General features: G+C 65.6%; 14 protein-coding genes. 10 read left to right on the top strand and 4 right to left on the bottom strand.

The window, feature by feature from the left end; all coding sequences use genetic code 11:
- Genes ACQR10_RS04085 through ACQR10_RS04075 form a run of 3 tightly spaced genes read left to right on the top strand, consistent with a single transcriptional unit; the run spans position 1 to position 3,437 of the window.
- Complete coding sequence (locus ACQR10_RS04085) at positions 1 to 978, top strand: ABC transporter permease (protein WP_316215860.1); 978 nt, start codon at positions 1 to 3, stop codon at positions 976 to 978.
- A 3-nt stretch (positions 979 to 981) separates the two neighbouring features.
- Complete coding sequence (locus ACQR10_RS04080; RefSeq protein ID WP_315799883.1) at positions 982 to 1,812, top strand: ABC transporter permease; 831 nt, start codon at positions 982 to 984, stop codon at positions 1,810 to 1,812.
- Complete coding sequence (locus ACQR10_RS04075; protein WP_315799882.1) at positions 1,809 to 3,437, top strand: ABC transporter ATP-binding protein; 1,629 nt, start codon at positions 1,809 to 1,811, stop codon at positions 3,435 to 3,437. Before ACQR10_RS04080 ends, ACQR10_RS04075 begins: the two co-directional genes overlap by 4 nt.
- Here the strand turns inward: ACQR10_RS04075 and ACQR10_RS04070 are convergent.
- On the bottom strand, positions 3,434 to 4,744 hold the full coding sequence (locus ACQR10_RS04070; RefSeq protein ID WP_316215861.1) for an NAD(P)/FAD-dependent oxidoreductase: 1,311 nt from the start codon (positions 4,742 to 4,744) through the stop codon (positions 3,434 to 3,436). The genes ACQR10_RS04075 and ACQR10_RS04070 overlap by 4 nt on opposite strands.
- 150 nt (positions 4,745 to 4,894) lie before the next feature.
- Here ACQR10_RS04070 and ACQR10_RS04065 point away from each other — a divergent pair, with 150 nt between their 5' ends.
- Positions 4,895 to 5,752: a VOC family protein gene (locus tag ACQR10_RS04065; protein WP_316215862.1), complete on the top strand. Its 858-nt coding sequence runs from the start codon at positions 4,895 to 4,897 to the stop codon at positions 5,750 to 5,752.
- Between the two features lie 39 nt (positions 5,753 to 5,791).
- Here ACQR10_RS04065 and ACQR10_RS04060 read toward each other — a convergent pair whose 3' ends face one another.
- From ACQR10_RS04060 to ACQR10_RS04050, 3 genes are read right to left on the bottom strand one after another with little or no spacing between them, the layout of a single operon-like run.
- The gene (locus ACQR10_RS04060; RefSeq protein WP_315799879.1) at positions 5,792 to 6,826 is read right to left on the bottom strand and encodes a 2Fe-2S iron-sulfur cluster-binding protein; all 1,035 of its coding nucleotides are present in this window, start codon (positions 6,824 to 6,826) and stop codon (positions 5,792 to 5,794) included.
- The gene (locus ACQR10_RS04055; protein WP_316215863.1) at positions 6,826 to 8,757 is read right to left on the bottom strand and encodes an ethylbenzene dehydrogenase-related protein; all 1,932 of its coding nucleotides are present in this window, start codon (positions 8,755 to 8,757) and stop codon (positions 6,826 to 6,828) included. Before ACQR10_RS04055 ends, ACQR10_RS04060 begins: the two co-directional genes overlap by 1 nt.
- Positions 8,754 to 8,936 carry a hypothetical protein gene (locus tag ACQR10_RS04050; RefSeq protein WP_315799877.1) on the bottom strand — a complete coding sequence of 61 codons (183 nt, stop codon included), beginning with the start codon at positions 8,934 to 8,936 and terminating at the stop codon, positions 8,754 to 8,756. The genes ACQR10_RS04055 and ACQR10_RS04050 overlap by 4 nt, the downstream gene beginning before the upstream one ends.
- A 777-nt stretch (positions 8,937 to 9,713) precedes the next feature.
- Here ACQR10_RS04050 and ACQR10_RS04045 point away from each other — a divergent pair.
- The 6 genes from ACQR10_RS04045 to ACQR10_RS04020 all read left to right on the top strand — a co-directional run bounded on the left by ACQR10_RS04045 (position 9,714) and on the right by ACQR10_RS04020 (position 26,390).
- Positions 9,714 to 11,576 (top strand): type I secretion system permease/ATPase, encoded by a 1,863-nt coding sequence (locus ACQR10_RS04045; protein ID WP_316178628.1) that lies wholly within the window; start codon positions 9,714 to 9,716, stop codon positions 11,574 to 11,576.
- 3 nt (positions 11,577 to 11,579) lie between these two features.
- Positions 11,580 to 13,535 carry an HlyD family type I secretion periplasmic adaptor subunit gene (locus tag ACQR10_RS04040; protein ID WP_316215864.1) on the top strand — a complete coding sequence of 652 codons (1,956 nt, stop codon included), beginning with the start codon at positions 11,580 to 11,582 and terminating at the stop codon, positions 13,533 to 13,535.
- Positions 13,536 to 13,602: 67 nt separating this feature from the next.
- Positions 13,603 to 15,732, top strand: coding sequence for an autotransporter strand-loop-strand O-heptosyltransferase (locus tag ACQR10_RS04035; RefSeq protein ID WP_434863647.1), 2,130 nt, complete (start codon positions 13,603 to 13,605; stop codon positions 15,730 to 15,732).
- A gap of 552 nt (positions 15,733 to 16,284) precedes the next feature.
- Positions 16,285 to 19,554, top strand: coding sequence for a beta strand repeat-containing protein (locus tag ACQR10_RS04030; protein ID WP_316215866.1), 3,270 nt, complete (start codon positions 16,285 to 16,287; stop codon positions 19,552 to 19,554).
- Positions 19,555 to 20,116: 562 nt separating this feature from the next.
- Positions 20,117 to 21,937 carry a hypothetical protein gene (locus tag ACQR10_RS04025; protein ID WP_316215867.1) on the top strand — a complete coding sequence of 607 codons (1,821 nt, stop codon included), beginning with the start codon at positions 20,117 to 20,119 and terminating at the stop codon, positions 21,935 to 21,937.
- Between the two features lie 226 nt (positions 21,938 to 22,163).
- A complete protein-coding gene (locus ACQR10_RS04020) occupies positions 22,164 to 26,390 on the top strand; it encodes a sulfotransferase (protein WP_316215868.1) in 4,227 nt (1,408 codons plus the stop codon).
- Positions 26,391 to 26,607 lie beyond the last annotated feature (217 nt).

Raw genomic sequence — 26,607 nt, 5'->3', positions numbered from 1 at the left:
ATGCGCATCTTGAGCCTTGCGGGGCGGCGGCTCGCCGCCTCGATCCCCACCCTGTTCCTGATCCTGATCGGCGTCTTCCTGCTGCTGCAACTCGCGCCCGGCGATACGGTCGACGCGATGATGGCGCAGATGGGCGGCGGCGATGCCGCCACCGCTCGCGAGTTGCGTCGCTTCTATGGACTGGACCTGTCGGTCCCGATGCAGCTCGCCAATTATCTGTGGCGGCTGGTGCGTCTCGATCTCGGGTTCTCCGCGATCTACGGCAAGCCCGTCGCTGCCGTGATCCTGGAGCGGCTGCCACCGACGCTGCTGCTGATGACATCGGCGCTGTCCTTTGCCTTCTTCTTCGGTCTTGTTTTCGGGGTGATCGCCGCGCGCGGCGTCAACCGCTGGCCGGATACGCTGATCTCCACGGTGGGCCTGATCTTCTATGCCACCCCGTCGTTCTGGTTCGGACTGATGGCCATCGTCGTGTTCTCGATCTACCTGCAGTGGCTGCCCGCCGGCGGCTTCGAGGATATCGGCGCGGTCACGACCGGCGTCTGGCGCGTGCTCGATATCGCACGACACTTGGTGTTGCCGTCCTTGACACTCGGCCTGATCTTCCTCGCCATCTATCTCCGCATCATGCGCGCCTCCATGCTCGAGGTCCTGAACCTCGATTTCGTCCGCACCGCGCGCGCCAAGGGCCTCGACGAGACCCGCATCGTCACCCGCCACGTGCTGCGCAACGCGCTGCTGCCGATGGTGACGCTGATCGGACTCCAGGCCGGCACGATGCTCGGCGGCTCCGTGGTGGTCGAGACGGTGTTCTCGCTGCCCGGCCTCGGACGTCTCGCTTATGAGTCGGTCGTCCAGCGCGACCTCAACACCCTGCTCGGCATCGTCTTCGTCTCGGCGCTGCTCGTGATCGCCGTCAACTTCGTGACCGATCTGCTTTACGCGCGGCTCGATCCGCGCATCACGGCGGAGAGCTAGCGCATGGACGCGGTCAAACGCTATTTCCGCAGTCCCGCTGCCGTCCTGGGCCTCGTGCTCCTGCTGATCGTCATCGGCATGGCGCTCAGCGCCGGCTATTTCTATCCACGCGATCCGCTCGCGCTCGCCGGCCGGCCCCTGATCTGGCCGCTCGCCAATCCGCGCTTCCTGCTCGGCACCGACAATTCCGGCCGCGACATCGCCGCCCAGATCTTCTACGGCGCCCGCATCTCGCTCCTGATCGGCGGCGTCGCCACGCTCATTGCCGTGGCGATCGGCGTGTTGGTCGGTGCGCTCGCGGGCTACTACGGCGGCTGGGTCGACAACATCCTGATGCGCATCACCGAAGCCTTCCAGACGCTGCCGAACTTCGTCCTGCTGCTGGTCCTGGTCGCGGTGTTCGGCTCGACTTTGACGACGGTGACGATTGCCGTCGGCATCGTCTCCTGGCCGGCACCGGCCCGGCTGACACGGGCGGAGTTCCTGTCGCTGCGCAGCCGCGAATTCGTCCAGGCCGGCCGCACCCTTGGCATGCGCGACACCCAGCTGATCCTGCGCGAGATCCTGCCGAACGCGCTGCCGCCGGTGATCGTCTATGCCGGTGTCGTGATGGCGGTCGCGATCCTCTTGGAGAGCGCGCTCGCCTTCCTACGGCTGTCCGACGCCAATGTCGCCTCCTGGGGCAACCTGATCGGGCTCGGGCGCGACGTGCTGCGCGTGCAGTGGTACGTCTCCGCGATCCCGGGCGTCGCCATTCTCGTCACTGTGCTCGCGGTGTCGCTGGTCGGCCAGGGGCTCAATGACGCACTGAATCCCCGGCTGAAACAGCGATGAGTCCCGCACAGCCCATTCTGACCGTCGACCGCCTCAGCGTGCGTTTGCCGAAGGGCGCCGACCGCACGCATGCGATCTCCGAGGTCTCGCTTTCGGTCGCCGAGAACGAAATCGTCTGCATCGTCGGAGAATCCGGCTCCGGCAAGTCGATGATGGCCAATGCCATCATGCGGCTGCTGCCCGACGGTGTGGGCACCGACGGCGGACGCATCCTGTTTGCCGGGCGCGATCTCTGCACCGCCACGGCGGCAGAGATGCGCAGCATGCGTGGCGCCGAGGTCGCGATGGTGTTCCAGGAGCCGATGACCGCGCTCAATCCGTTGCGCACGATCGGCGACCAGATCGGCGAGGTGCTGGACATCCATACCGATCTGTCGAAAGCCGAGATCAAATCGCGCGTGCTGTCGCTCCTGTCCGACGTCAACATTCCCGATCCGCCGCGCGCGGCGAAGGCCTATCCGCACGAGCTGTCCGGCGGCCAGCGCCAGCGCGCCATGATCGCCATGGCCTTGGCGCTTGATCCGAAGCTGCTGATCGCCGACGAGCCGACGACGGCGCTCGACGTCACGACGCAGGCCCAGATCCTCAAGCTCATCCGAGAGCTGCAGCAGCGGCGCAGGACGGCGGTGCTGTTCATCACGCATGACTTCGGGGTCGTCGCCGAGATCGCCGACCGCGTCGTCGTGATGCAGCATGGCAGCGTCGTCGAACAGGGCGCGGCGGCGGATGTCCTGCAACGGCCGCAGCATGACTACACCAGGCAACTGATCGCTGCGGTGCCACCCGTGGCGGCCCCTCCGGCACGCAGATTATCGGACCAGATGATCCTCGCCATCTCCGGTATCTCGAAGACCTATCGCACCGGCGGCTTCCTCGGCCGCGGCGAGCGCACTACCCATGCAATCAGGGACGTTTCGCTTTCACTGCCGAAGGGGGCAACGCTCGGCATCGTCGGCGAGTCCGGCTCCGGCAAATCCACCCTCGCCCGCTGCATCATTCGCCTGATCGACCCCGACACAGGAACGATCCTGCTCGACGGCGAGGACTGGGCACGCCTCTCGCGCAGCGAGGTCAGAAACAGAACCCAGCAGATGCAGATGGTGTTTCAGGACCCGTTCGCCTCGTTGAATCCGCGGCGCAAGGCGGTCGAGCTGGTGGCGCAGGGACCGATCGTGCACGGCACCGCGCGAGCGCAGGCGCTGACCGAGGCGCGCGAGCTGTTCAGCCTGGTGGGGCTCGACCCGTCCGCCGCCGACCGCTTTCCGCATGAGTTCTCCGGAGGTCAGCGCCAGCGCATCGGGCTTGCGCGCGCGCTGGCGCTGAAGCCCAAGGTGCTGGTCGCGGACGAGCCGGTGTCCGCGCTCGACGTCTCCGTTCAGGCGCAGGTGTTGAAGCTGCTGACCAGCCTGCGCGAACGGCTCGACCTGTCGATCATCTTCATCACGCACGACCTGCGGGTCGCAGCCCAGATCTGCGATCTGGTCGCGGTCATGAAGGACGGCGTCGTCGTCGAGCATGGGCCCACGCACGACGTGTTCGGCAACCCGCAGCATGCCTATACGCAGGCGCTGCTGGAGGCCATTCCGGGCGGCGACTTCGCCCGGACCCAACATCCCACGTCTTAGCCGATCTCGCGCGCGTCGCGGTACCGGTACAGGAGCAGCATCAGTGGCGCGAATGGACGCAGCAGGGCGTGCGCCGGAATGGTGACCGGCTCCGTGAACGGCAAGGCCAGCTCGTTCGCGGGCACGCCGCGCACCGCCTTCGCAAGCTCCGCACCGAGGGGGATCGTCAGTGCGACTGCCCGGCCGTTGCAACCGGTCCAGCCATAGGCATCGGGACCGAGGCGGTGAATTCGCGGCATGTAGTCCGTGGTCATGCCGACATAGCCATTCCAGACATAGTCGAACCGGACCTCGCCGATCTGCGGCCACAGGCGCTGCAGGCGCTCGGCGACCCTCGCCTTCAGCCGCTCGGACTTGTTGCCGGGACCGATCACGGCGCCGCCCGTCACCAGGCGGTTGCTCGCATCGTAGCGGGCGAAATAGAGCTCACCATGAGTATCGGACATCGCCTGCCGCGCCGGGATGATGGTCTTCCGCACATTGTCCGACAGCGGCTGCGTCGCCATCTGCCAGGACAGCACCGGCATCACCTCATGCGCGATCTCGGGTGCGAGAGCCTTGGAGAACTCGCCGCTATAGGCATTGCTCGCCAGCACCAGCGCGCGCGCCGACACCTCGCCTTGCGCGGTGCGGACGATCCAACGATTCCCGCGCCGCTCGAAATCGATCGCCGGCGAGCGCGCATAGATGCGGCCCCCCAGGCTCAGCACGGTTCGCGCCAGCCCGCGCGCGAGCGCCAGCGGATTGATGTGACCGCCGGTCCTGTTCCAGAAGCCCCCATGCCATGCATCCGAGCCGAGCATGTCGCGCGTCTGGTCGCGTGACAGCAGCTCGACTTCCGCGCCGAACTTCGACCACTGCTTGAACCTGCGCTCGGCGATCTTGATGCGGCCGGGCGTATGCACCGGCTGGACCCAGCCGGCCTGCTCATGCTCGGCGTCGATGCCGTAGCGCCTGACGGTCTCGAACAGCGCTGAGGCACTGTCGCGCAGCATCGCAACGAAGCGCTCGCCGGCGGCGCCGTGACGGGCGATGAGATCCTCGGGATCCGGGCGCGACAGTGTCGGGATCACCTGGCCGTTGTTCCGACCCGAGGCGCCCCAGCCCGGCTCCATGGCTTCGACGATCGCGACATCGACACCGGCCTCGCGCAGATGCAGCGCCGTCGACAATCCGGTGAAGCCGCCGCCGATGATCACGACATCGGCCTGCACACTGCCCTGAAGCTCGGACAGGTCAGGTCCAGACGGGGTCTGCGCAGCCCACAAGGACGGCGGCCATTGAACGTTTTCCATCGTCATGCTCATCGTGAACAGCTCATCCCTGCTGATCGACCGCCCTCCAGGAAGACGGTCTTGCCTTGCGCCGAGCGCCCATCCGCGCCGGTTGCGGCGCATGGGTCGATTGGGCATAGTTCGGCCGCCAATATGCCAACTTCGCTGCAAGGAGACAAACGCGTGGCCCTCAAGAATGTCATCGGTATCGATCACGCGGTCGTCGTGGTGAAGGATCTCGACACGGCGGCGGAGACCTGGAAGCGGCTGGGCTTTACGCTGTCTCCGCGCGGGACGCACAGCGCCAAGATGGGGTCTGGCAATTACACCATCATGCTCGATCCTGATTACATCGAGCTGCTCGGCATCCTCGCCGAGACCGACCACAACGTTCCGACCCGCAATTTCCTCGCCCAGCGCGGCGAAGGCATCGAGCGCATCGCCTTCACCGCGATCGACTCGGCGGCCGGCGCCGAGGAAATCCGCGCCAAGGGTTTTGAGCCGATTGGCCCGATCGATTTCGAACGGCCGGTGCCCCTGCCCGACGGCTCCATCTCGGCAGCGAAATTCCGGGTGTTTCAATGGCCGGTCGCGGAGGCTCCGGGCGGCCTGCGCATCTTCGCATGCCAGCACAAGACGCGCGAAACAGTCTGGATTCCTGAATTGATGCGCCATGCCAACGCCGCCAAGCAGCTGAAGCAGGCCCTGATCGTGACGCCGGATCCGACCAAGGACGCAGCCCATCTGTCGCGCCTGATCGATCGCGACGGGCGAGCCGAGGCCGACGGCGCCGTGACCGTGACCTCGGGCGGCGATCGCGCCGATTTCGTGTTCTTGACCCGGGAGCAGCTCGCAGCGCGTTATCCCGGCGTGTCGCTCGCCGGCCTGCCGGAGCGCGGCGGCGCCGGCCTGGTGCTGGCTTCACATGATCTCGCAACGACGGAAAAGGCGCTTGGCGCGGCGGCGGTGCGCAGCGGCGCGAGCCTCGTTGTTCCGCCGGCGTCAGCGACGGGCACCCTGCTCAGCTTCGTGGCCGGCTAGACTTTCGCGAGGCGGCCACGGGCCGTGGCTTCCTCGATGTCATTCGGCCGGCTGGAACATCGCCGGCCGGCCGCGCTGGCTGTCGAGCCATCCGGCGAGACGATCCATCAGTCCGCCGCGGGTCTCCGAAGGTTGCGCCGACGACACGAACGGATCGCAATGACACTTCGCGCCGGCCGCGCGTGACATCTTCGCGACCGCCTCAGTCATGGCCGGCGCGCCGCAGGTATAGACGACGTCGTTGGGCGTGAGCTCCGGCATGTGTTCGGTCGGCCGGCCGCTGCGAATCGCGGGCGAGACGTTCTGCGGCTCCGACACGATCGGAATGATCTTCACGTTCGGGAAGCGCGCCAGGCGGCACAACGCCTGATGCATGTAGAACGACTGCAAGGTGCGCGACACGACGATGAAGACGATCTCGCGCTTCGGATTCTCGGTGATGGCGGCGACAGCGATCGCCCACATGGGCGCGAAGCCGGTGCCGCTCGCCACCAGGATGATCCGGCCGCGATGCTTCTGTCGGAAGAACGCGGTGCCCAGCGGCGCCGTCAGCTTGACGCGATGGCCGACCTGGATGTCGCGGCCGAGCGCCGACGACACCAGGCCATCCTTCAGGATGCGGATGTGCAGATACAGCAAATGGCTGTCGGGCGCGCCGACCATCGGATAGGTCGGGCTGTAGCAGCGCGTCGGAAAACCGCGGTACTGGACCTTGGCGTATTGCCCGGGGAAGAATCGCAGCGGCTTCGGCATCTCGAGGGTGACGCCGACGACGTCGGGCGCGAGCCGCACGAGATCGCCCACCTCGCAATTCATCGTCACCGTATCCGGCACGGGCTCGGTGATGATCTTGAGGTCGGACACGACACGCGCCTGGCACGCATGCGCCATGTCGCCTTCCATCCCGCCGAACAGCTTGCCGTCGACGACCGTTACCTTGCAGGAGCCGCAGATTCCGCTGCGGCAGTCATGGGGCAGATCCACGCCACTGTTGATGGCGCCGTCGAGCAGGATATCGCCCACATTCGCGTAGAACGTTTCCCTGTTGTACTGGATTTTGCAAATCTTACCCATCACTGCACCTCAAGTCGCATCGGCCGGATCTGCCTCGTATGTCGGATCTGGGTGTGGTCGAACGCAGCGACTCGCATGAAGACACCGTTCTTGATCGGGACGTCGTACTTGCTTTTCGTGTCCATTTTGCGGGCAATTTCGAGCGTCCAGTGGCCCGCGGCCCAACGCGCTGCGCAACGGATGTCCGCGCGATCGCCGGTGAACTCGCCGCTGACGAGCACACCGGGCACGACGGTCCCGATCGGCGTCTGGGCATCCGCCTCGGCCGAATACGGCACCGATTCGGCCTCGGTCATGAACCAGCGTGCGCCTTCGCTCTCGCCGATGTTCGGATCGAGATTGATCTCGCCCATCGCCGCGGTCATCGCGGCGACGTCCTTCGGAAGGCGCTTCGGTCTCACGCCCCGATTCCCCAGTCTTGCGGCCTCCCTGTCGATCACGAAATTGTCGGAATAGTTCGCGGTCCCCGGATCCGGTGCGAACCCGCCCTTGTAGGGCGTGAGTCCCTTGACCTGATCCGGCGTGGGTTCTGCAGGCGGACCGAAATGATCATCATCCATCCATCCGGTCGGGCCGCCGCTCGTCGCCTTCCACAGCCAGGCGTCGGCATAGAGATTCGGCGCCGGCGTGTAGTGGATGCCGCGACCCGACAGCGTCGGCGGCTTGTCCGGCATCGGCTGCGAGCTCATGTGAAAGGTTCGGTCCGCGGCCAGGGTGATCGGCAGCGTCGTGAACAACAGCGAGAACTTGTCCTCGTTGAAGTCGTTCTCGTCGCCCTTGTCGAATCCGTTCTGCAGCAGATGCCAGCCGTCGGCCTTCTTGATCAGCGGCAACTGCTTCAGCGACCGCGTCGGGTCCTCCCAGATGACGAGGAAATACACCCACGTGCCGTCATGCGCGGCCTTGATCCAGACGCGCGATTCGCCGGTACCGTCGAAATTGTCGCCCTGGTTGGTCGTCACCATGTGCGGCTGGATGTTGCGCCAGACACGATCCGACGAATCGCCGTCAAGCGTCGGCGCATCCGATGTCGCGATTCGGTACACCGTGACGGTGTCCTCGGCGTAGTAGTCGGCGGCGAACATCGCCGAACCGATCACGATGGCCGCGGCGATCGCGACCATGAACGGGTTGGACTGGAAGCTCGGATTGCGGCGACGGGATTTGCCCTTGGCAGGTGCCGGCGGCGGACGCATGCGGCTTGGCGGCACCCGCGGCTCCGAACGTGCCCGCAGCGGCTCCTCCATGCGCCGCGGCGCCGGCATCGGCTCACGCGCTGCAGGCCGCGCGGCCGGCGCAGGCCGCTTCGGAGGCGCCTCCGCCTCCTCCAGCTTTTCCGACTGCTCGACCAGCATCGTGAGCAGTTCGACGGGATCGAGCTTCGGCGGCGGCGGCGGCAAGGGCGCCGGCCGGAACACGCGATAGAGCTGCATCTTTCCGCCGATGCTGAAATGAACCAGGACGTGCAGCACCACGAAGGCCGGGATCACCCAGGTCGCGTACCAGTGGATCATCATGGTGACGTAGCCGGAGGCCACGCCGAAGAAGAGCATGCCTCCGGTGACGATCAGGATCGCCATGGAGATGAAAAGCACCCAGTGCAGCATCACACTGATCGAGCCCAGCCGCGCCGGCCGGCGGCCGAGCAGGCCCTTGAAGCGCATCTTGTCGATGGTGACGCGGCGACCGAGCCCCGACTTCGAGATATAGATCATGTAGGCGACGGCGACGCTCGCGAGCACGACCCCAGCCGGCATGTGCCAGGTCCAGGTCCGGTGCCGGGGCAGCAGCCAGTCGAGATTGTTGGCGATCCACGCGTGTCCAGGCGCTTCGGTCGCCATGCGAAGCCCCGTCAAGAACGCGATCACAGTGGCCCCAACCAGGGTCCAGTGCAGGATGATCGTTCCATAGTCGGTCTTGCGGATCTTCATGCGTGCGCCTCCAGAGCTGCGCGCACGCGATCGGCGCGATTTACCGCCGACCTGGCGACCGTATTTCGTCTCAGCGGACCGATCCGGCGCAGGATGATGAAGTATTCACTCCTGCGGGCCGCCCCTCGACCCGAATCCATTCCCGCATCACGCGTCTCGATGGTGATGTCGTTCAGCAACTTTGTCGTCCCCCGGATACGCTTTACTAAGTGAGCAACTTCGTCCGACTTCGGCGTTACGGCGCCGTTCTGCACCCAATCGTTGCCCCGCTACGCTTGAGCGTGACCGGTTGGATCACGCCTATGGTTGATCAACTGCCGTGGCCCGAGCCGGTGACGAGTTGCTCGGATTGCACGCGGACTGATCTGCTTGGTCCTCCCTGGAGCTGATGTTGATCTCGTGCGCCCGATGCTTGACGGGTCACTGGTTCCACAGCGGCCGCACGTTCGATGATAGAACACATCGTCGGCCGCCATGCCTGGCCGAGCTGATTGCACGTCCTGGATTGGTGCGCGGGGCCGCATGTCCTCGTGTTGCCGCCGCCATCATGATCGTTCTCCGCACCATCATCGAATACCGCATGATCGAGATGACAACGCCTGTGCGTTGCACCGCAGGAAGATTTATTCGGCTTCGTGGCGTCATTCGGCCCGGACCGCGACCAATGAGTACGGAACCAAGGTGATAGACGGACGAATGTGTGACGCGCGTCGCGTGCCGATGGCTGTTATCACGCTGCAACCATCGACGATCGCGGACAGATTTCGCACAGACCCGATCGCTCCGAACGACGCCACAACTTTTCAGAGCCGACCCGGCGCATTGCGTCTCGCGCCGGTCGTGTGCCCGCGACGCTGCGACGGAATTGCCCACATGTCCAATTGTTGCCGGAAAATCGTCGGTATCGACTGTCAATAGCGCGGAGTGAAGCACTGTGTTTTGGGAGACGCGCCTGGATGAGTCTGGCTCAAGAGCGCCCGAGAACGAAAGCCGCGGCTGCCCTCAACGACCTTCTCTCGGGAAGCGACGATCCGGTGACGCGCGGGTTGCGCCAGGCTGTGAAGCGCATGGCCGGCATCGGCGTGTTCAGCGGCGTCATCAACATCCTGATGCTCTCGGGCTCGGTTTATATGATGCAGGTCAATGATCGCGTCGTTCCGAGCAAAAATCTCGCCACGCTCGTCGGCCTGTCGGTGATGATTCTGGCCGTCTATCTGATTCAGGGCTATTTCGACGCGTTGCGCACCCGCATGCTGTGCCGGGTGGCGACCGTGTTCGACGCGAGCCTGCAGGACGCGATTCATCACGCTCTGGCCACCCTGCCCCTGCGCGGCACCAAGCCGATGCTGATGCAGCAGCCGCTGCGCGATCTCGACCAGCTGCGCGCCTTCATGTCGAGCATGGGACCAACCGCCTTTCTCGACATGCCGTGGATACCGATCTTCCTGATCGGCATGTTTCTGTTTCATCCGCTGATCGGCATCACGGCCGTCATCGGCACGGCCGGAATCATCTCGATGACGCTGGTGACCGACCGGTTGTCGCGTCAGGCGAGCAAATCCGCCAGCGACACGAGCGCCGCGCGGCAGGTTCTCGCCGATGCCACCCAGCGCAATGCCGAGGTGATTCGCGCGCTCGGAATGCTGGATCGCTTCTCGGCACGCTGGAACGCCGTCAACGAGCGCTATCTGAAGGACAATATTCGCGCCAGCGATGTCTACGCCAATCTCGGGGCCGCCGCGAAAGTGCTGCGCTTCATCCTGCAGTCGGGCATGCTCGGTATCGGCGCGGCGCTCGTCGTCTCCGAACAGGCGTCCGGCGGCGTGATGATGGCCTCGTCGATCCTGATGGGCCGCGCGCTCGCCCCGATCGAGATCGCACTTGGCAGCTGGAAACAGCTGGTCGCCGCGCGCCAGGGCATCGCGCGTTTGCGTGATATCTGCAAGGCCACGGCCAGGCCGGAAGCGCCGCCGGTCGCGTTGCCCCGCCCATTCCGCGAGCTGACCGTACAGGAGCTGACGGTCACCGCGCCGGGCACCGATCGGCCGATCGTTCAAAACGTGTCGTTCTCGATCAAGGCAGGCACGGGTCTGGCGCTGCTCGGCGCGAGTGCCTCCGGGAAGACCTCGCTCTCGAAGGCGCTGGTCGGCATCTGGCCTGCACAGCATGGATCCGTCCGCCTCGACGGCGCAGCGCTCGACCAATGGAGCAACGAGGATCTCGGCCGCCATATCGGCTACCTGCCGCAGGACGTTGCCCTGTTCGATGGCAGCATCGCCGACAACATCTGCCGCTTCGACGAGAATGCGAGCTCGGATGCGATCCTGAAGGCGGCGCAGATCGCCGGCGTGCACGACATCATCCTGCGGCTGCCGGAGGGCTATTCGACGCGAATCGGCCAAGGCGGCATGTCGCTGTCGGCCGGTCAGCGGCAGCGCGTCGGTCTGGCCCGCGCGGTGTATGGCGATCCGTTTCTCATCGTCCTCGACGAGCCGAATGCCAATCTGGACACCGACGGGGAGAACGCGCTCAGCCGCGCCATTCAGATCATGCGGCAGCAGAACCAGAGCATCGTGATCGTGATTTCGCACCGTCCCAGCGCGCTGAATGCGCTCAACATGGCGCTGGTGCTGTACGAGGGCAAGGCGATCGCATTCGGTCCCTGCCAGGAGATCTTTGCCCGAGTCGCCGGGGCCAACAAGGCCGCGGGACCTGCCGTCGCGCATGCCCCCGCTCCGCCCAGGGTTGCTGCTCCCGCAGCGGCGCCAAATCCGAACGCCCGCTCGCTTCGTCGCGCCGCCCCAGCAGAAAGCGCTTGATCAATGAAACACATCAACGACTTCAGGCCGTTCGACGACGACGACTATGTACGACCGAAGACTCGCGCGGTCGGTCCGCAGGGCGACGCATTGATCCTCGAGCTGCAGCGGCTGCAGGGCGCATTCGACGACGGCTCCGACGAGGACCCGCGACAACGCCGCGGTGCACGTGACGGCGGCAAGAAGCGCCGGCGTCCGCCGCCGTCGCAGGGCAGGCCGAAGCCGCGCTCGAAGAAAAAGGGCAGCACCATGGGCCGCGCCCTCGGTGCGTCGCTGTCGCTGTTCGGTCTCGGTGCCCAGGCGCCCCGGGCACGCCGCGGTGAAGGCATCCGCGAGATGGACTGGCAGCAGCCCGCACCGATGCGTGGCTACGAGCCGGAGCTATCGCCGCCGCCGCGCCATCCGCCTGCACGCGTGGCGGGCGGCAATTCGGCGCCCGTGCTCGACCTGCAGGATGCGCGGCGCGACGGCAATTTCGGCGTCGGTGCGCCGCGACCGATAGGACAGCAGAACCTCCCTGCCCGCCTGGCGCATGCGCCCGTCGTTCCGCAAACCCGGGTCGGCCGCCTGGTCGGCACCGCCGGCACGGCCTTGACCACCGGCATGACCTTCATTGCGACGCAAGGAACGGCGGCTGATCTCGACGACGGCTCGGACGAATCGCTGGTGCCGCGCGTCAGCCGCATGTTCGAGAACGAGCTGCGTCTCGGCTTGCGGGTGCTGCTTGTCGCCGCCGTTCTCGGCGGCGGCTGGCTGACCCTCGTGCCGCTCGCCGGCGCGATCGTGGTCCCCGGCAATCTCGTGGTGCAATCCAACGTGAAGGCCATTCAGCATCCGACAGGCGGCATTGTCGCGGAAATCAAGGTCGACAACGGCACGCGCGTCGCGGCGGGCGATCTGCTCGTGCGGCTCGACGCCACGCAGAGCCAAGCCCAGCTCCAGGCGATCACCAAGCAATTGAACGAGCAGCGCGCCAAGATTGCACGGCTCTCGGCCGAGCGTGACGGTCTCGATCAGCCGGACTATCCGTCCACTCTGACCTCACGTCAGGACGATCCGAATGTCCGCACCGTGATCGCGTCGGAGAACGCGCTGTTCAAGGCCCGTGCCACGACCCGCAAGAGCCAGAAGGAGCTGCTGCAGGGCCGCATCGTCCAGCTGAACAACGAGATCAGCGGCATGGAGTCCCAGCTCGAATCCAAGAACAAGCAGATCGAGTTGATCAAGGGCGAGCTGGCCGGCGTGCAGGAGCTCTATGACAAGCGGCTCGTTCCACTGACGCGACTGACTACGCTGCAGCGGGAAGCCGCTCGAATCGACGGTGAACGCGGCCAATTGGTGTCCAGCGTGGCGGAGACGAGGTCCAAGATCAGCGAAGCCGAGCTCCAGACCGTCAAGATCGATCAGGATTTCCGCAGCGAGGTGGTCAAGGATCTCAGCGAGTCACAGGCCAAGGAAGGCGATCTGGTCGAGAAGGGCGTCGCCGCGCGCGACCAGCTCGATCGCATCGAGATGCGCGCGCCGAACTCCGGCACTATCCACCAGCTCGCGATCCACACCATCGGCGGCGTCATCAAGCCGGGTGAGACCGTCATGGAGCTGGTCCCCGATTCGGACGAACTGCAGGTCGAAGGGCACGTCCAGCCCAAGGACATCGATCACGTCCACACCGGGCAGGATGCGATGGTCCACTTCAACGCCTTCAACCAGCGCACCACGCCGAAATTGAGCGGCCAAGTCTCGTTCGTGTCGCCTGACATCACCAATGACCCACGAACCGGCTCTACCTTCTACACGGTCAGGATCACGCTATCCGACGAGGAGCGCAAGCGGCTCGGCAACGTCAACCTGATGCCCGGCATGCAGGCCGAAGTCTACGTTCAAACCGGCAGCCGGACGATGCTCAGCTATCTGATGAAGCCGGTTCTCGATCAGTGGCGCCGCGCCTTCGTGGAGTAACAAGACCGAACCGCCGCGGTCGGCGCCATCGCTCACGAATGAACGCAGACCGCGTCGGCACCTCAACATGAACGTTGCAAATTTTCTCCGCACCTCGGACCCGGCGATGGTGCCGACGAGTGCGTTACCGTCCGCCCAGCCCGGCGCCCGCACCGAGGCGTCTGATCAGGCACGCAAGCCGCGACTGCCACCGCCAGCGGCCATGCCGACCCAGGAGGGTCCCCAAGGGCTGCGCTTCGATTTCAACGACGGCTGTCGTGTCATGCTGCCCGACACCGGACACGCCTGGCGCGTCCGGTTGAGCGATCTCGAGACCGCCAACGTCCTGTTCGACATCGACCTGCGCTCTGGGCACGTCAACAGCAGCAAGCGCTACTTCGTCCCGTTCAGGCTGGAAGTGTGGTCAGGGCCCGAGCTGCTGCTGTGCCACGACTATGACGCCACCGACCGCGACGTCCTGATCCAATTCCCGGTTGGCACGATCGGCGACATCATCGGCTGGATGAGCTATGTGGTGAAGTTCAAGGACCTGCATCGATGCCGCCTGAGCTGTGCGATGGGCGAGCCGCTGATCCCGCTGTTCCGCGCCGCCTACCCAGACATCACGTTCCTCAGCCACGACACGGTCCAGGCGGAGCGATACTACGCGACCTACTCGGTCGCGCTGTTCTTCGACGATGCCGAGTTCGTGCATCATCCCTGTGATTTCCGGCAGGTCGGTCTGCATCGGACAGCAGCTCATATTCTCGGCGTCGATCCGGCCGAGCAGCCGCCACGCGTCGCGTTGAGCGAAGAGAGCCGTCCCATCGAGGACCCCTATGTCTGCATCGCCGTGCAGGCGACGACCGCATGCAAGCACTGGAACAATCCGGAGGGCTGGCAGAGCGTCGTGGCCTTCCTGCGCGCGACCGGCTATCGCGTGATCTGCGTCGATCAGACCGCGGAGCGCAGCCACGGCGCTTTCCGAACGCAGATTCCTGCCGAAGCCGAGGATCAGACCGGCGACCGGCCGCTGCCCGAGCGCGCCCGCTGGCTCAAGCACGCCGCGTTCTTCATCGGCCTTTCCTCGGGGCTGTCATGGCTGGCCTGGGCGGTCGGCACTCCGGTCGTGCTTATCAGCGGCTTCACCCACCCGACCAACGAGTTTGCGACCCCCTATCGGGTCATCAACCATCACGCCTGCAACAGTTGCTGGAATGATGCCCGTCATCGCTTCGACCATGAGGACTTTCTGTGGTGCCCGCGATGGCAGGGCACGTCCCGGCAGTTCGAATGCACGCGCCTGATCACGGCCGCGCAGGTCGAGGGCATGTTGCGCCGAATTCCCGGCTTCGGACGGGGATTGCGTCCGCAACCGCGCGCCTCTCAGCAGCAGGCGCCGCCTGCGCCCTTTGATCGGGATCGAGCCTCGAGAGCAGAGTCTGCGCCGGAATCCGTGGAGAGCGACGAGCCAGTCGCGCTCGCCGCGCTGCTGGAACGCCCGCGCGGCGATGTCGCCCGCGGGGGCCTTGCGGTCGGCGTCACGGTCGCCGCCGGCAGGCTGCTGGATCAGGCTGCCGCCGGGATCGCGGAAGGCGATCGCGCAGCCACCGCCAGCGATCTCATGGACGCGTTGCAGAACTACAAGCAGAGCATCGCCATCGTCAGGTACCTGACCGCAGCCAATCCGGACGACGCCGGGTTTCAACGCAACCTCTCGGTCGCCTTGAACCGCATCGGCGCCGTGTTGTTCGTTCAGCGAAACCTCGAGGCTGCGCATGCCGCCTATTCCGCCAGCCTCGCCATCATCCGGAAGCTGACCGCGGCCCATCGCGGCAATCTCAGCTTTCAGCGCGACCTCGCCTGGTGCCACGCTCTGCTGGCGGATGTGCTCACCGCCCAGGGCCGCCATGCCGAAGCCTTCGAGCAGCGTCGCGCCAACACCGCGCTGATCACCCATCTCGCCAACACGATCGCCAACGACCCGTCGCTGCAGCAGGCGCTTGCAAATTCCTATCAGAGTCTGGGCGATGCCTTCCTTCCGCTCGGCAACATCGACGGCGCCCTCGCCGTCTACCGGATCAGCCTGGGCCTGACCAAGCAAGGGCTCGACGCGAACGGGCAGAATGACCCGGCCTGGAATCAGCTCTACACCACACTGCTGCAGAAGATCAGGACTGCGCTCCTGGCGCAGCGCCAGGCCGCGCCGCCGTCCTGAACGGCGCACGGCGAGGTCGGCCGACACGCCCAGGCGCCTTTGCCTCTAACTCCCCCGACAGACAATCCATCGTGGCGTTTTTCCAGCGATGGCGCTGCGACAATGCCGCGCGCCCGCGTCGCCGGGCAGCCTTGACAGCATCAGACCAACCCTGCGTCTGATCGCTGGAGACCGGCCACTCACCGGCGAGATGCAGGCAGCATCTTGACGACAAGATGCAATTCGCGCCCGGTCGCCGCACCGCGCAGTTGCTGCTTGCCGCCAGAAATCAATCACTTGGCACGCGATCGCGGCGCATCTGTCACAGATCCGCGATGTCCCGAGAACAACATATTTGCGGACTCCCCCACGCCTTTTTTGGCCCGATTGCTCCGAGCATATAGCGAGGTGCGACAAAGTAGCGCGCGTCAGAAGAACGCGCGACACAGCGGCGCACGGGCGTGAGGCGCGGCGCATCACGTCCGACGCAGGGCCGATGCGCTTCCGCATCGTCCGGCCAGTTTCGGTACGGGGCCCTGCCGGGCGTCGGATGAACTTGGGGAGAGATGATCTATGGCGAATAACACCTTCAACCCGACGGCGCTGGCCAACGGAACGTCGAACCTGCTGGTGCGCGCCTCAGCGCTCAACATGTCGACCGACCTCGTCCAAGCCGGCGTGGTGTTCAACGATGCGGTGCGCGCCTCGCTCGGCCTGTTCTCGCAGGCCGGCAGCGGCAACTCGAACCCGTTCCTCGGCAGCTACACGACCGATCTCCACGCCGTGCAGAACGACATCGCGGCGATGCTCGCAAATCCCGGCCAGGTGACCCTGGGCGGCCAGGCCTTCACGCTGAACGCGACCGACACCGCCGTTCTCACCAACGTGCAGGCGCAGATCTCGACGCTGCTTACGGCCGCACCGCAGACCACGAATGCTGCGACGATCACAGCCGCGGATCAGACGCTGCACGCGGTCCAGCAGGAGATCCTGCAGGAGATCAACGGCGACGCGCATCTGTCCGGCGCGCTCAACAAGGTCAACTTCCTCGCCAACACCGGCGGCCAGGACGTCGGCTTCCAGAACACGCCGGCCGGTGCCGATGATGCGGCGACCCTGGCCGCAGCGACCGCAGGCAACACGCTGAAGGATGTCGGCCTCGTCTTCAACAAGGTCGTCGACCTCGCCTCCGGCGGCATCCACACCGGCAATCTTCAGGAGGTCACGACCGACCTCACCGCGATCTCGCAAGGTCTGACCAACATTCTCAACAACAAGACCCAGCTCGCACAGATCGAGAACGGCGAAACGGCGAACGCGGCCGCGCTCACGACCATCCATCTGCAGACGGTGCTCGGACAGGTCAACCTCGAGCTCAACCAGTATGCCAAGGCGGAAACGACCGGCAATCAGGCTGCGTTGCGCGGCACGGCCGACAACCTGCTCGACAGCATCGACATCATCCAGGGCGACGCCAACCTGAACATGGCAGCCGGCGGCAACGGCATGCCGGGCCATGCCGGAGGCTTCGCGGAGGATCCCGGCGGATTGACCGGCACGGTCACCAAGTTCCAGGACAATCAGGCGCAGACCAATTTCTGGGCCGCGTTCCTGGCCGAAGCGAACACCATCAACGCAACCCTGCAGAAGATCTCGACGGGCGGCGCGCAAGCCAGCGCGGCATTGATCACGCAGATCCAGAACTACCAGCAGTTCGGCGCCAATTTCGACGCCGCCCAGGGCAATGTCTTCCGTGGCCGCTTCGACAACGAGCTGCTCAGCGGCACGCTGGAAGCCGACTCGGCGGCCGCCGTGAAAGGCTTGCAGGGCATCCTGAACGGCGACACCGGCGCGGCTCTCGCGGCGGACAAGGCGGCGATCAACGCCGCCGGACAGGGCTTCGCCGCTGACGCCATGGACGTCTCCGGCAACAACATCGCGATTGGCGGCGCGACCTATGTCGGCACGGCCACCACGGTCTCGACGGCGACCTCGGTGCACGGCCTCGCCCACGGCACGATCCCGGTGACGGCGACCCCGAACATCGCCAACGGCACCGGCGGCACCACTTCGACGCCGCCGAGCAGCGGCGGTGGTGCCACGCCAGTCAACTTCAGTCCGACCGCGCTCGCCAACGGCACGTCGAACCTGCTGACTCGCGCCACTGCTATTCAGCATTCGACCGATCTGGTGCAGGCCGGCGTCGTCTTCAACGATGCGGTCCGCGCTTCGCTCGGCCTGTTCAGCCTCGCCAACAGCGGCAACTCGCCGACGTTCCTGAGCAGCTATCAGGCCGACATCACGGCGGTGCAGACCGATATCGCCGCCATGCTGGCCAATCCAGGTCAGGTCACGCTCGGCGGACACACCTTCGCACTGAACGCCACTGACACGGCAGTCCTCACCAACGTCGAGGGTCAGCTGGGGACGCTGCTGCAGGCGGCGGGGCAGTTCGCGAACGCCACCACCCAGGCTGCCGCCAGCCAGACCATTCATGCGCTCCAGCAGGAGATCCTGGGCGAGATCCACAACGACGCCCATCTGGCGAACGCGCTGAACAATGTGCCCTTCCTCGCCAACACAGGCGGCCAGGACATCGCCTTCCAGACCTCGCCCGCCGGCGCGGACGATCCGGCGAGCCTTGCTGCGGCGACCGCTGGCGCCAGCCTCAAGGACGTCGGCCTCGTCTTCAACAAGGTGGTCGAGCTCGCCTCCGGCGGCATCGACGCGGCGCACCTGCAGGAGGTCAACACCGATCTGACTGCGGTCTCGCAGGGCCTGACGGCCATCCTCAACAACAAGACTCAACTCGCGCAGATCGAGGCCGGCGAGACCGCCAACGCGGCGGCGCTGACAACGATCCACCTGCAGACCGCGCTCGGTCAGATCAACCTGCAGCTCAACAAATACGACGCGGCGGCGACCACGGGAAATCAGGCGGCGCTGCGCGGCACGGCCGACAATCTGCTCGACATCATCGACATCGTCCAGGGTGACACCAACCTCAACATGGCCGCGGGCGGCAACGGCAATGCCGGCCATTCCGGCGGCTTCGCCGAAGATCCGGGTGGACTGACCGGCACGGTCACCAAATTCCAGGACAATCAGGCGCAGACGAATTTCTGGGCTGCATTCCTGGCCGAGGCCAACACCATCAACGCCACCTTGCAGAAGATCTCGACCGGCGGTGCGCAGGCGAGCGCGGCCCTGATCACGCAGATCCAGAACTACCAGCAGTTCGGCGCCAATTTCGACGCCGCGCAGGGGGCCGTATTCCAGGGTCGGTTCGACAACGAGCTGCTCAGCGGCACGCTCGAAGCTGACACTGCCCATGCCGTCAAGGGCCTGCAAGGCATCCTCAACGGCGACACCGGCGCAGCACTTGCGGCAGACAAGGCGATGATCGCCGCGGCAGGCCAAGGCTTCGCGGCGGACGCCATGGACGTCTCAGGCAACAACATTCCCGTCAATGGCGGCACCTATGTCGGGACGGCCACGACGGTCTCGACGGCAACCTCCATCAAGGGCACCGCGCACGGCACCATTCCGGTCACCGCGACACCGAACCTGGCCAACGGCACTGGCGGCACAGCTGCGGCAGGAACCACCGCCGGCGGTGGCGCGGCAGCCGGTGGCACCGCGGCGAACGGAGGCACGTCGACCGGCGGAGCGGCGGCTGGCGGCACGTCGACAGGTACCACGGCCAACAACGGCAGCAACGCCGCGCATCACAGCGATCATCACCATCATCACGATCACAGCCAGGGCGCGCATACGAACCAGGCCGCGGCTGCCGGTCCCGACATGTCGCATCTCCACGCGATGCATCACATGTGGGGTTGATGAGGCAGCCGCAGCAGCTGCTGCGGATCGGATACCCGGGAGCAAGCAGATGAGGTCAACTCACGCAGTGCTCCCGGGGGAAATGAGAAGGACGATGAGCCGGGCGAGACGACACGCGTTGAAGAAAGGAAGCCTCTGAAGATCAGCAAAGATGCATGTTCCGTTCCGCACTGTGAACCCTCGTTACGCTGGAACTTTTCTAAGGAGAGATCGGCGACCAGCCGCAAGATCGGGGCAACTTCTTGTCTGGACCGTGCATCGAAGCTTCGCTGAGCGGTGATGTTGCAAGGATGCCACGACGGAATTCAAGGAGTTAGTACGCTTCCGAGCGCGGCCGTGACCCGGCTGCGACAATCGTCGTTTGCCCGAACAACATCATATTTGAGGACTCCGCGGCGCTTCTTTTGGCCCCATTGGAGCAAATAATTCCCAGGTGCTCTGAGGCTGCGACATTTCGCCCGCTCCGCGAGGAGGTGAACGAGATGTCTCAGCCCGATCAACGCCCGCGTGCTGCCGAACCGCCAAGCAGCAGACGCCGGGTTGAAACTTGGGGAGATGATCAATGGCAGCCAATACCTTCAACCCGACGGCGCTGGCGAATGGCACGTCCAACCTGCTGGTTCGCGCCTCGGCGCTCAACCTGTCGACCGACCTCGTGCAGGCCGGCGTCGTTTTCAACGACGCCGTTCGCATCTCGACCGGCCTGTGGTCGACGCCGCAGAACAGCGGCAACTCGAACCCGTTCCTCGGCAGCTACACCACCGACCTGCATGCCGTGCAGAACGACATCAACGCGATGCTGGCCAATCCCGGAGACGTCACGATCGGCGGCAAGGCCTTTACGCTCAACGCGACCGACACCGCGGTGCTCACCCAGGTCTCGAACGAGATCACGACGCTGATCAACGCGGCGCCGAACACAACCAATCCGGCGACCCTCGCCGAAGCCGACCAGACCATCCACAACGTGCAGATGCAGATCCTGGCGCAGATCCAGGGTGACGCGCATCTCTCGGCCGCGCTCAACAACGTTCCCTTCCTGGCCAACACGGGTGCCATGGATGTGGCGTTCCAGAGCCTTCCCGCCGGCAACGACAGCGCCACCAATCTCGCTGCAGCGGCCGCGGGCGACCTGACCGCCATCGGAACGGTGTTCAATGCCGTCGCTGACCTTTCGCTGGGCGGCATGAGCGCCAACAATATCAACCAGGTCCAAGCCGACTTCACGGCCGTGGCGCAGGGCCTCCAAGCGATCCTGAACGATCCCGCGAAGCTCGCTGCGATTGAAGCAGGTCAAACCGCTGTCGATGCCCAGACGACGACGCTGCATCTGATGACGCTGCTCAGCCAGGCAAACCTTCAAATCAACAACTACAACGTCGCCGAAACGATGGCCAGCCCGACGGCGCTGCGCGGCTCCGCCGACAACATCGTCGACATGATCGACGTGTTCCAGAACGACGCGGCCCTCAACGCCGCGGCGGGCGGCACCGGCATGCCGGGACACGGCGGCGGCTTCTCGGAGATGCCCGGCGGCCTGACCGGCACGGTCACGAAGTTCCAGGACAATCAGGCGCAGACCAATTTCTGGGCCAACTTCCTCGCCGAGGGCAACACGCTGGGTGCGAAGCTGGTTGCGGTCGCCAATGGAACGGGGACGGCGTCGCAGGCCCTGATCGACCAGATCACCAACTACCAGAACTTCGGTGCGGCATTCGATGCGGCGCAGGGCGCGGTGTTCAAGGGACGCTTCGACGACGAGCTCGCCGCCGGCGCTCTGCAGTCCGACACCACCATGGCCACGAAGGCCCTGATGGGCATCATGAACGGTGACACCGGTGCCGCCCTGGCGACCGATCAGGCGATGTTGAAGGCTGCCGCCGCGAACTACATCGGCAATGCCGGAGACATCGCGGGCAACAATATCGCGATCGGCGGATCGGCCTACGTCACGTCCGCGACGAGCTTCGTGACGGCGACGGCGGTCAATGGCATTGCCCAGGGCACCGGTATGCCGGCGGGCGCCACGCCGAACATCGCCAACGGCACGGGCGGAACGCCTGCGAGCACGACCACGCCCGGCGGCGGCATGGGCGGAGGTGGCACGACAGGTGGCGGCACCACCGGAGGCGGCACTGCCGGCGGAGGCACCACGGGTGGCGGGACGACCGGAGGCGGCACGACGGGCGGTGGAACGGCCGGCGGAGGAACCACCGGCGGCGACAACAACACCACCACGACCCATCACTGCGGCGGCCACCACAGCCATCACAGCAGCCACCACACGGCGGCGGCCGCGGCGGCGCCAGCCGCAACCGCTGCAGCCGCATCGAGCGGTCCGGACATGTCCCACCACCACGCGATGCATCACATGTGGGGCTGACGCCCTCGGCAACCTGACCAACATTGGCCGGCGCAGACCCTTGGGTCTACGCCGGCTCGTTGCGTTGTGGCAGCACCGGCCATCGACGCTGCACGTGGCCGGACAAATTCCATGCACTGCTCGAAGGGTTCTAGCCGACCGCTTGCGATCGGCCTCGTCTAAGCCTCCGTTTCGCTTCAATCCGCCTCGACAACGGCATTCGTCGAACATTCAGCAAGTTGCCATCATGAACGAGCACGCCGTCGCCTTCCGCCCCCGCCTCGTCCCCACAGCGTCGGACGGCGGACAGCCGTCGGCGGCCGCGCTCAGCGATCAAGCCTTGCGCATCGCTGAGCAGGCCTACCGGAAAGTTCTTTCGCTTCAGCCCCGTCATTTCCGCACCCTGTGCAGCCTCGCCGCGGTCCGCCTGCAGCTTGGCGATGCGCATGAGGCACGCGCCCTGCTCGACCAGGCCGCAGAGGAAGCCGGTGATGCCGCGGATCTGCACCTGTCGCTCGGCAAGACCTTCGCAGGCCTCGGCGATCTCGCCAAAGCGAGCGCGCATCTGCAGCGCGCCGTCGCGCTCGACGAGACCTCGACCGACGCCCGGCTGCTGCTCGGCAGCGTGCTCACCAGCCTTGGCGACCCCGGCGGCGCGGTTCGGCATCTGGAGCTGGTGCTGGCCGCGGACGCGACCAGCGCCGACGCGCACCAGGCGCTCGGCTTTGCCTTGCAGCGCCTCGACCAGTACGAGCGCGCGCTCGCGCATCACGAGGCCGCGCTCGACGCGCGGCCGGATTTCGCCGCGGCCGCCGCCAGCCTCGGCGACGCCTGCCGCATGCTCGGGCGGCATTCGGAAGCCATTGTCCATTACACGCGCGCGCTCGCGATCCAGCCCAATGCGCCGGTCGTGCTGCTCAACATCGGCGGCTGCCAGCAGGCCGCCGGCGAGCTCGATGCCGCGATCCGCACCTATCAGCAGGCCCTTGCCCTGAGCCCGCATCTCGCCGAGGCGCACTACAATCTCGGCAATCTGCACCTGGAGATGAAGAGCGTCCCTGCCGCCATCTTCCATTATGAGCGCGCCATCGCCGAACGGCCGGACTTCCCGGAGGCCCATAACAATCTCGCCAATGCCCTGCAATCGCGCGGCAAGCACGACCTGGCGCTCGCGCATTACGCCGAGGCGGTGCGCCGGCGCCCCGACTATGCCGTCGCCCACCGCAACCGCGGCGATGCGCTGCGCGACGTCAAGCGCTACGAGGACGCCGTCGCAAGCTATCGAACGGCCCTCGCCCACGATCCCCGCGACGCGACGACGATGAACCATCTCGCCGGCGTGCTGATGATCCTGGGACGGCTCGACGAGGCGGCGCTCGCGTATGAATCCGCCCTGGCTGTCAACCCGCGCAGTATCGGCACGCACCTCAACTACGGCGTGGTCAAGCCGTTCGCGGTCGACGACGCGCGCTGGGCGCCCTTGCAGGATCTGACCGCGAACTCGGAGACGCTCACCGAGGATGCGCGCATCGCCCTGCACTTCACCCTCGGGCGGGCTTATGCCGACATCAAGGACGGCGAACGGTCGCTGGTCCACCTCAACGCCGGCAATGCTCTCGAGCGCCGCCGCATCAACTATGACGAGAACCAGACGCTGCGCCAGATCGAGCGCATCCGCGCGGTGTTCTCCAAGGACATGCTGCAGGCGCGCGCCGGCCATGGCGATCCATCGCCGGCGCCGGTGTTCGTCATCGGCATGCCCCGGTCCGGCACCAGCCTGGTCGAGCAGCTCCTCGCCAGCCATTCCGCCGTGCACGGCGCCGGCGAGGTCAACTATTTCGCGGCCGCCGCGGGACTGTTCACCGACCGTGCCCGCGGCGACTATCCGGAGATGCTCGCCAAGCTGTCCGACGCCGACATTGAGGCCCTCGCGCGCGCCTATCTCGAGCGGTTCACCGACCTGCCGGCGGACACCAAGCGCATCGTCGACAAGATGCCGTCGAACTTCCTGTTCGCCGGGCTGATCCATCTCGCGCTACCGAATGCGCGCATCATTCACGTCCGGCGCAATCCGATCGACACCTGCCTGTCTTGCTACACGCAGCTGTTCGCCGAGCCGCAGCCCTTCGCCTACGACCTCGCCGAGCTCGGCCGCTACTACCGCGCCTACGATGCCCTGATGGGTCATTGGCGCAAGGTGCTGCCGGACGGCGTCATGCTGGAGGTGGCGTATGAGGACGTGGTGCGTGACTTCGATGCGCATGCGCGCAAGATCGTGGCGCATTGCGGGCTCGACTGGGATGACGCCTGCCTGTCGTTCCACGAGAACGAGCGTCCGGTGAACACGGCCAGCCTGGTCCAGGTCCGCAAGCCGCTGTTCTCCGGATCGGTCGGCCGCTGGCGGATGTATGGCGACCGGCTGAAGCCGCTGCTCGATGCGCTCGGCAGCGAAGCCGTGCGGCCGACCATTGCCGAGGCGATCGCGGGCGCCAAGCCGCCCCAGCCCGTGAACGTGGCCCCGCCCGTGGTGACGCCGACAACAGCATCGCTTTCCTTCGCTTCGCAGCAGGCCGGATCGTTGCAGACGTTGGTCGAAGGCGCCGCTGCCGTGGCAAAGAGGCTGCAAGGCCGCGGCGACTCCAAGGATGCCGAGACGATCTACAACCTGATCCTGGCGAGGCAGCCGAACCAGTTCGACGCGCTGGTCGGACTCGGCATGATCTGCACCACCGCCAACCGGCTCGACGAGGCCAAGGACTTCTTCGTGCGCGCGGTCGCGGTGAACGACAAATCCGCCGAGGCCCATGGCAGCATCGGAGCCGTCGAGGCCTCCGCCGGCCACTATGAGACGGCCGTACAGCATTACGAGACGGCACTCGCGCTGGCGCCGAGCCACCCCGGCATCCTCTACGCCTTCGCCATGGTTCGCCAGAACCAGGGGCTGATCGACGAGGCGATGGCCCTGCTCCGGCGGGCGATCGACAACAAGCCGCAGCACCTCGATGCGCATTTCGCACTCGGCAACCTGCTCTACACGACAGGAAAAGACATCGAGGCAGCGAAACACTACCTCAAGGTCCTCGACTTCAGCCCGGAGCATGCCGAGACCCACAACAACATCGCCAACGTGCTGCTGCGCCAGGGCCATCGCGAGCGCGCCATCGAGCACTACAAGCGGGCGATCGCGAGCCGGCCCGACTATGCCGACGCCTATGGCAATCTCGGCAACGCCTTCCTCGAGCTCAACCGGCTCGAGGAATCGATCGAGCAGAACCTGCTGGCCATCAAGATCAAGCCGGAGCGTTTCGGCTCCTACAACAATCTCGGCGTCGCCTACCAGGCGCTCGGCCGTTTCGAGGAGGCAACGGCGGCGTTCCAGAAGGCCCTGGAGCTGGCGCCGGACGACGCGCCGATCCACCTCAATCTCGCGAACATGTCGAAGTTCAAGCCGGACGACAGCCGGCTTCCGAGTCTACGGCAGCTGATCGAACGCGTCGACCAGCTCGACCAGGAGAAGCAGATCGCAGCCCATTTCGCGTTTGGCAAGGCGTTGTCCGACCTGAAGGACTACGACCTGGCCTTCTCGCATCTGCACAAGGCCAACACCCTCAAGCGCAAGACCTTCGACTACGACTCCGAGCAGCGGCTCGGCATGATGAAAAACGTCGCGACGCGCTTCACGCCCGAGTTCTTTCGCATGGTTGCAGGGCACGGCGACGATTCCTGGGCCCCGATCTTCATCGTCGGCATGCCGCGCTCCGGAACCACCCTGATGGAGCAGGTGCTGGCCAGCCATTCCAAGGTCTTCGGCGCGGGCGAGCTCGAGACCTTCAAGGATCTCGTCGGCGAATGCGCCAACCGCCAGAAGGTCGTTCCGGCGTATCCCGATCTGATCACGCTGCTGCCACCCGAGGAAATGACGAAGATCGGTCAGGAGTACACCGCCCGCGTTCGGACGCTGGCGCCCGAAGCCGAGCGCATCGTCGACAAGATGCCGCTGAACTTCCTGTTCGTCGGGATGATCCATGCGGCGTTCCCGCGCGCCAGGATCATCAACGCGCGGCGCGACCCGCTCGACAATTGCATATCCTGCTACTCGCTGCTGTTCACAGGCTCACAGCCCTTCGCCTACGACCTGACCGAACTCGGCCACTACTACCGGGGTTATGAGGGCGTGATGGAACACTGGCACAAGGTGCTACCGCCCGGCATCCTGATTGACGTTCAATACGAGGATCTGGTCGACGACCTCGAGGGCGTGTCGCGCCGCGTGCTCGCCCATTGCGGGCTCGACTGGGAGGATGCCTGCCTCGACTTCCATCGCACCGAGCGCATGGTGCGCACGGCGAGCCTGATGCAGGTGCGCGAGCCGATCTACCGCCGCTCGATCGGAAGCTGGCGCCGCTACGAGAAACATCTTGGGCCGCTGTGCGCGGCGCTCGGCATCGACCTTCCGCCGCCGGAAACCACATGACCGCCGGCAAATAACCGGGTGCTGTTGCCCAGGGATCGGTGACAGGCGCGGCACCCGGCTATCCGGCCGCGCGGCGGAGCGGCTCGAGCATTGTGCTCCTGGGCCTTTAAGAAATTATATTCGTCATACGCAGAAGCGTCAGTTTTACTACGCAGACGCGCCAACTGATAACACAACCATAAGTTCGCTGACCTCTTCAGCCATGGGTCCAGGAAAT

It is taken from the genome of Bradyrhizobium sp. HKCCYLRH2060 (genome assembly GCF_051168135.1).
Taxonomy (GTDB): domain Bacteria; phylum Pseudomonadota; class Alphaproteobacteria; order Rhizobiales; family Xanthobacteraceae; genus Bradyrhizobium.
This window is presented reverse-complemented; position numbering and strand designations above follow the sequence as displayed.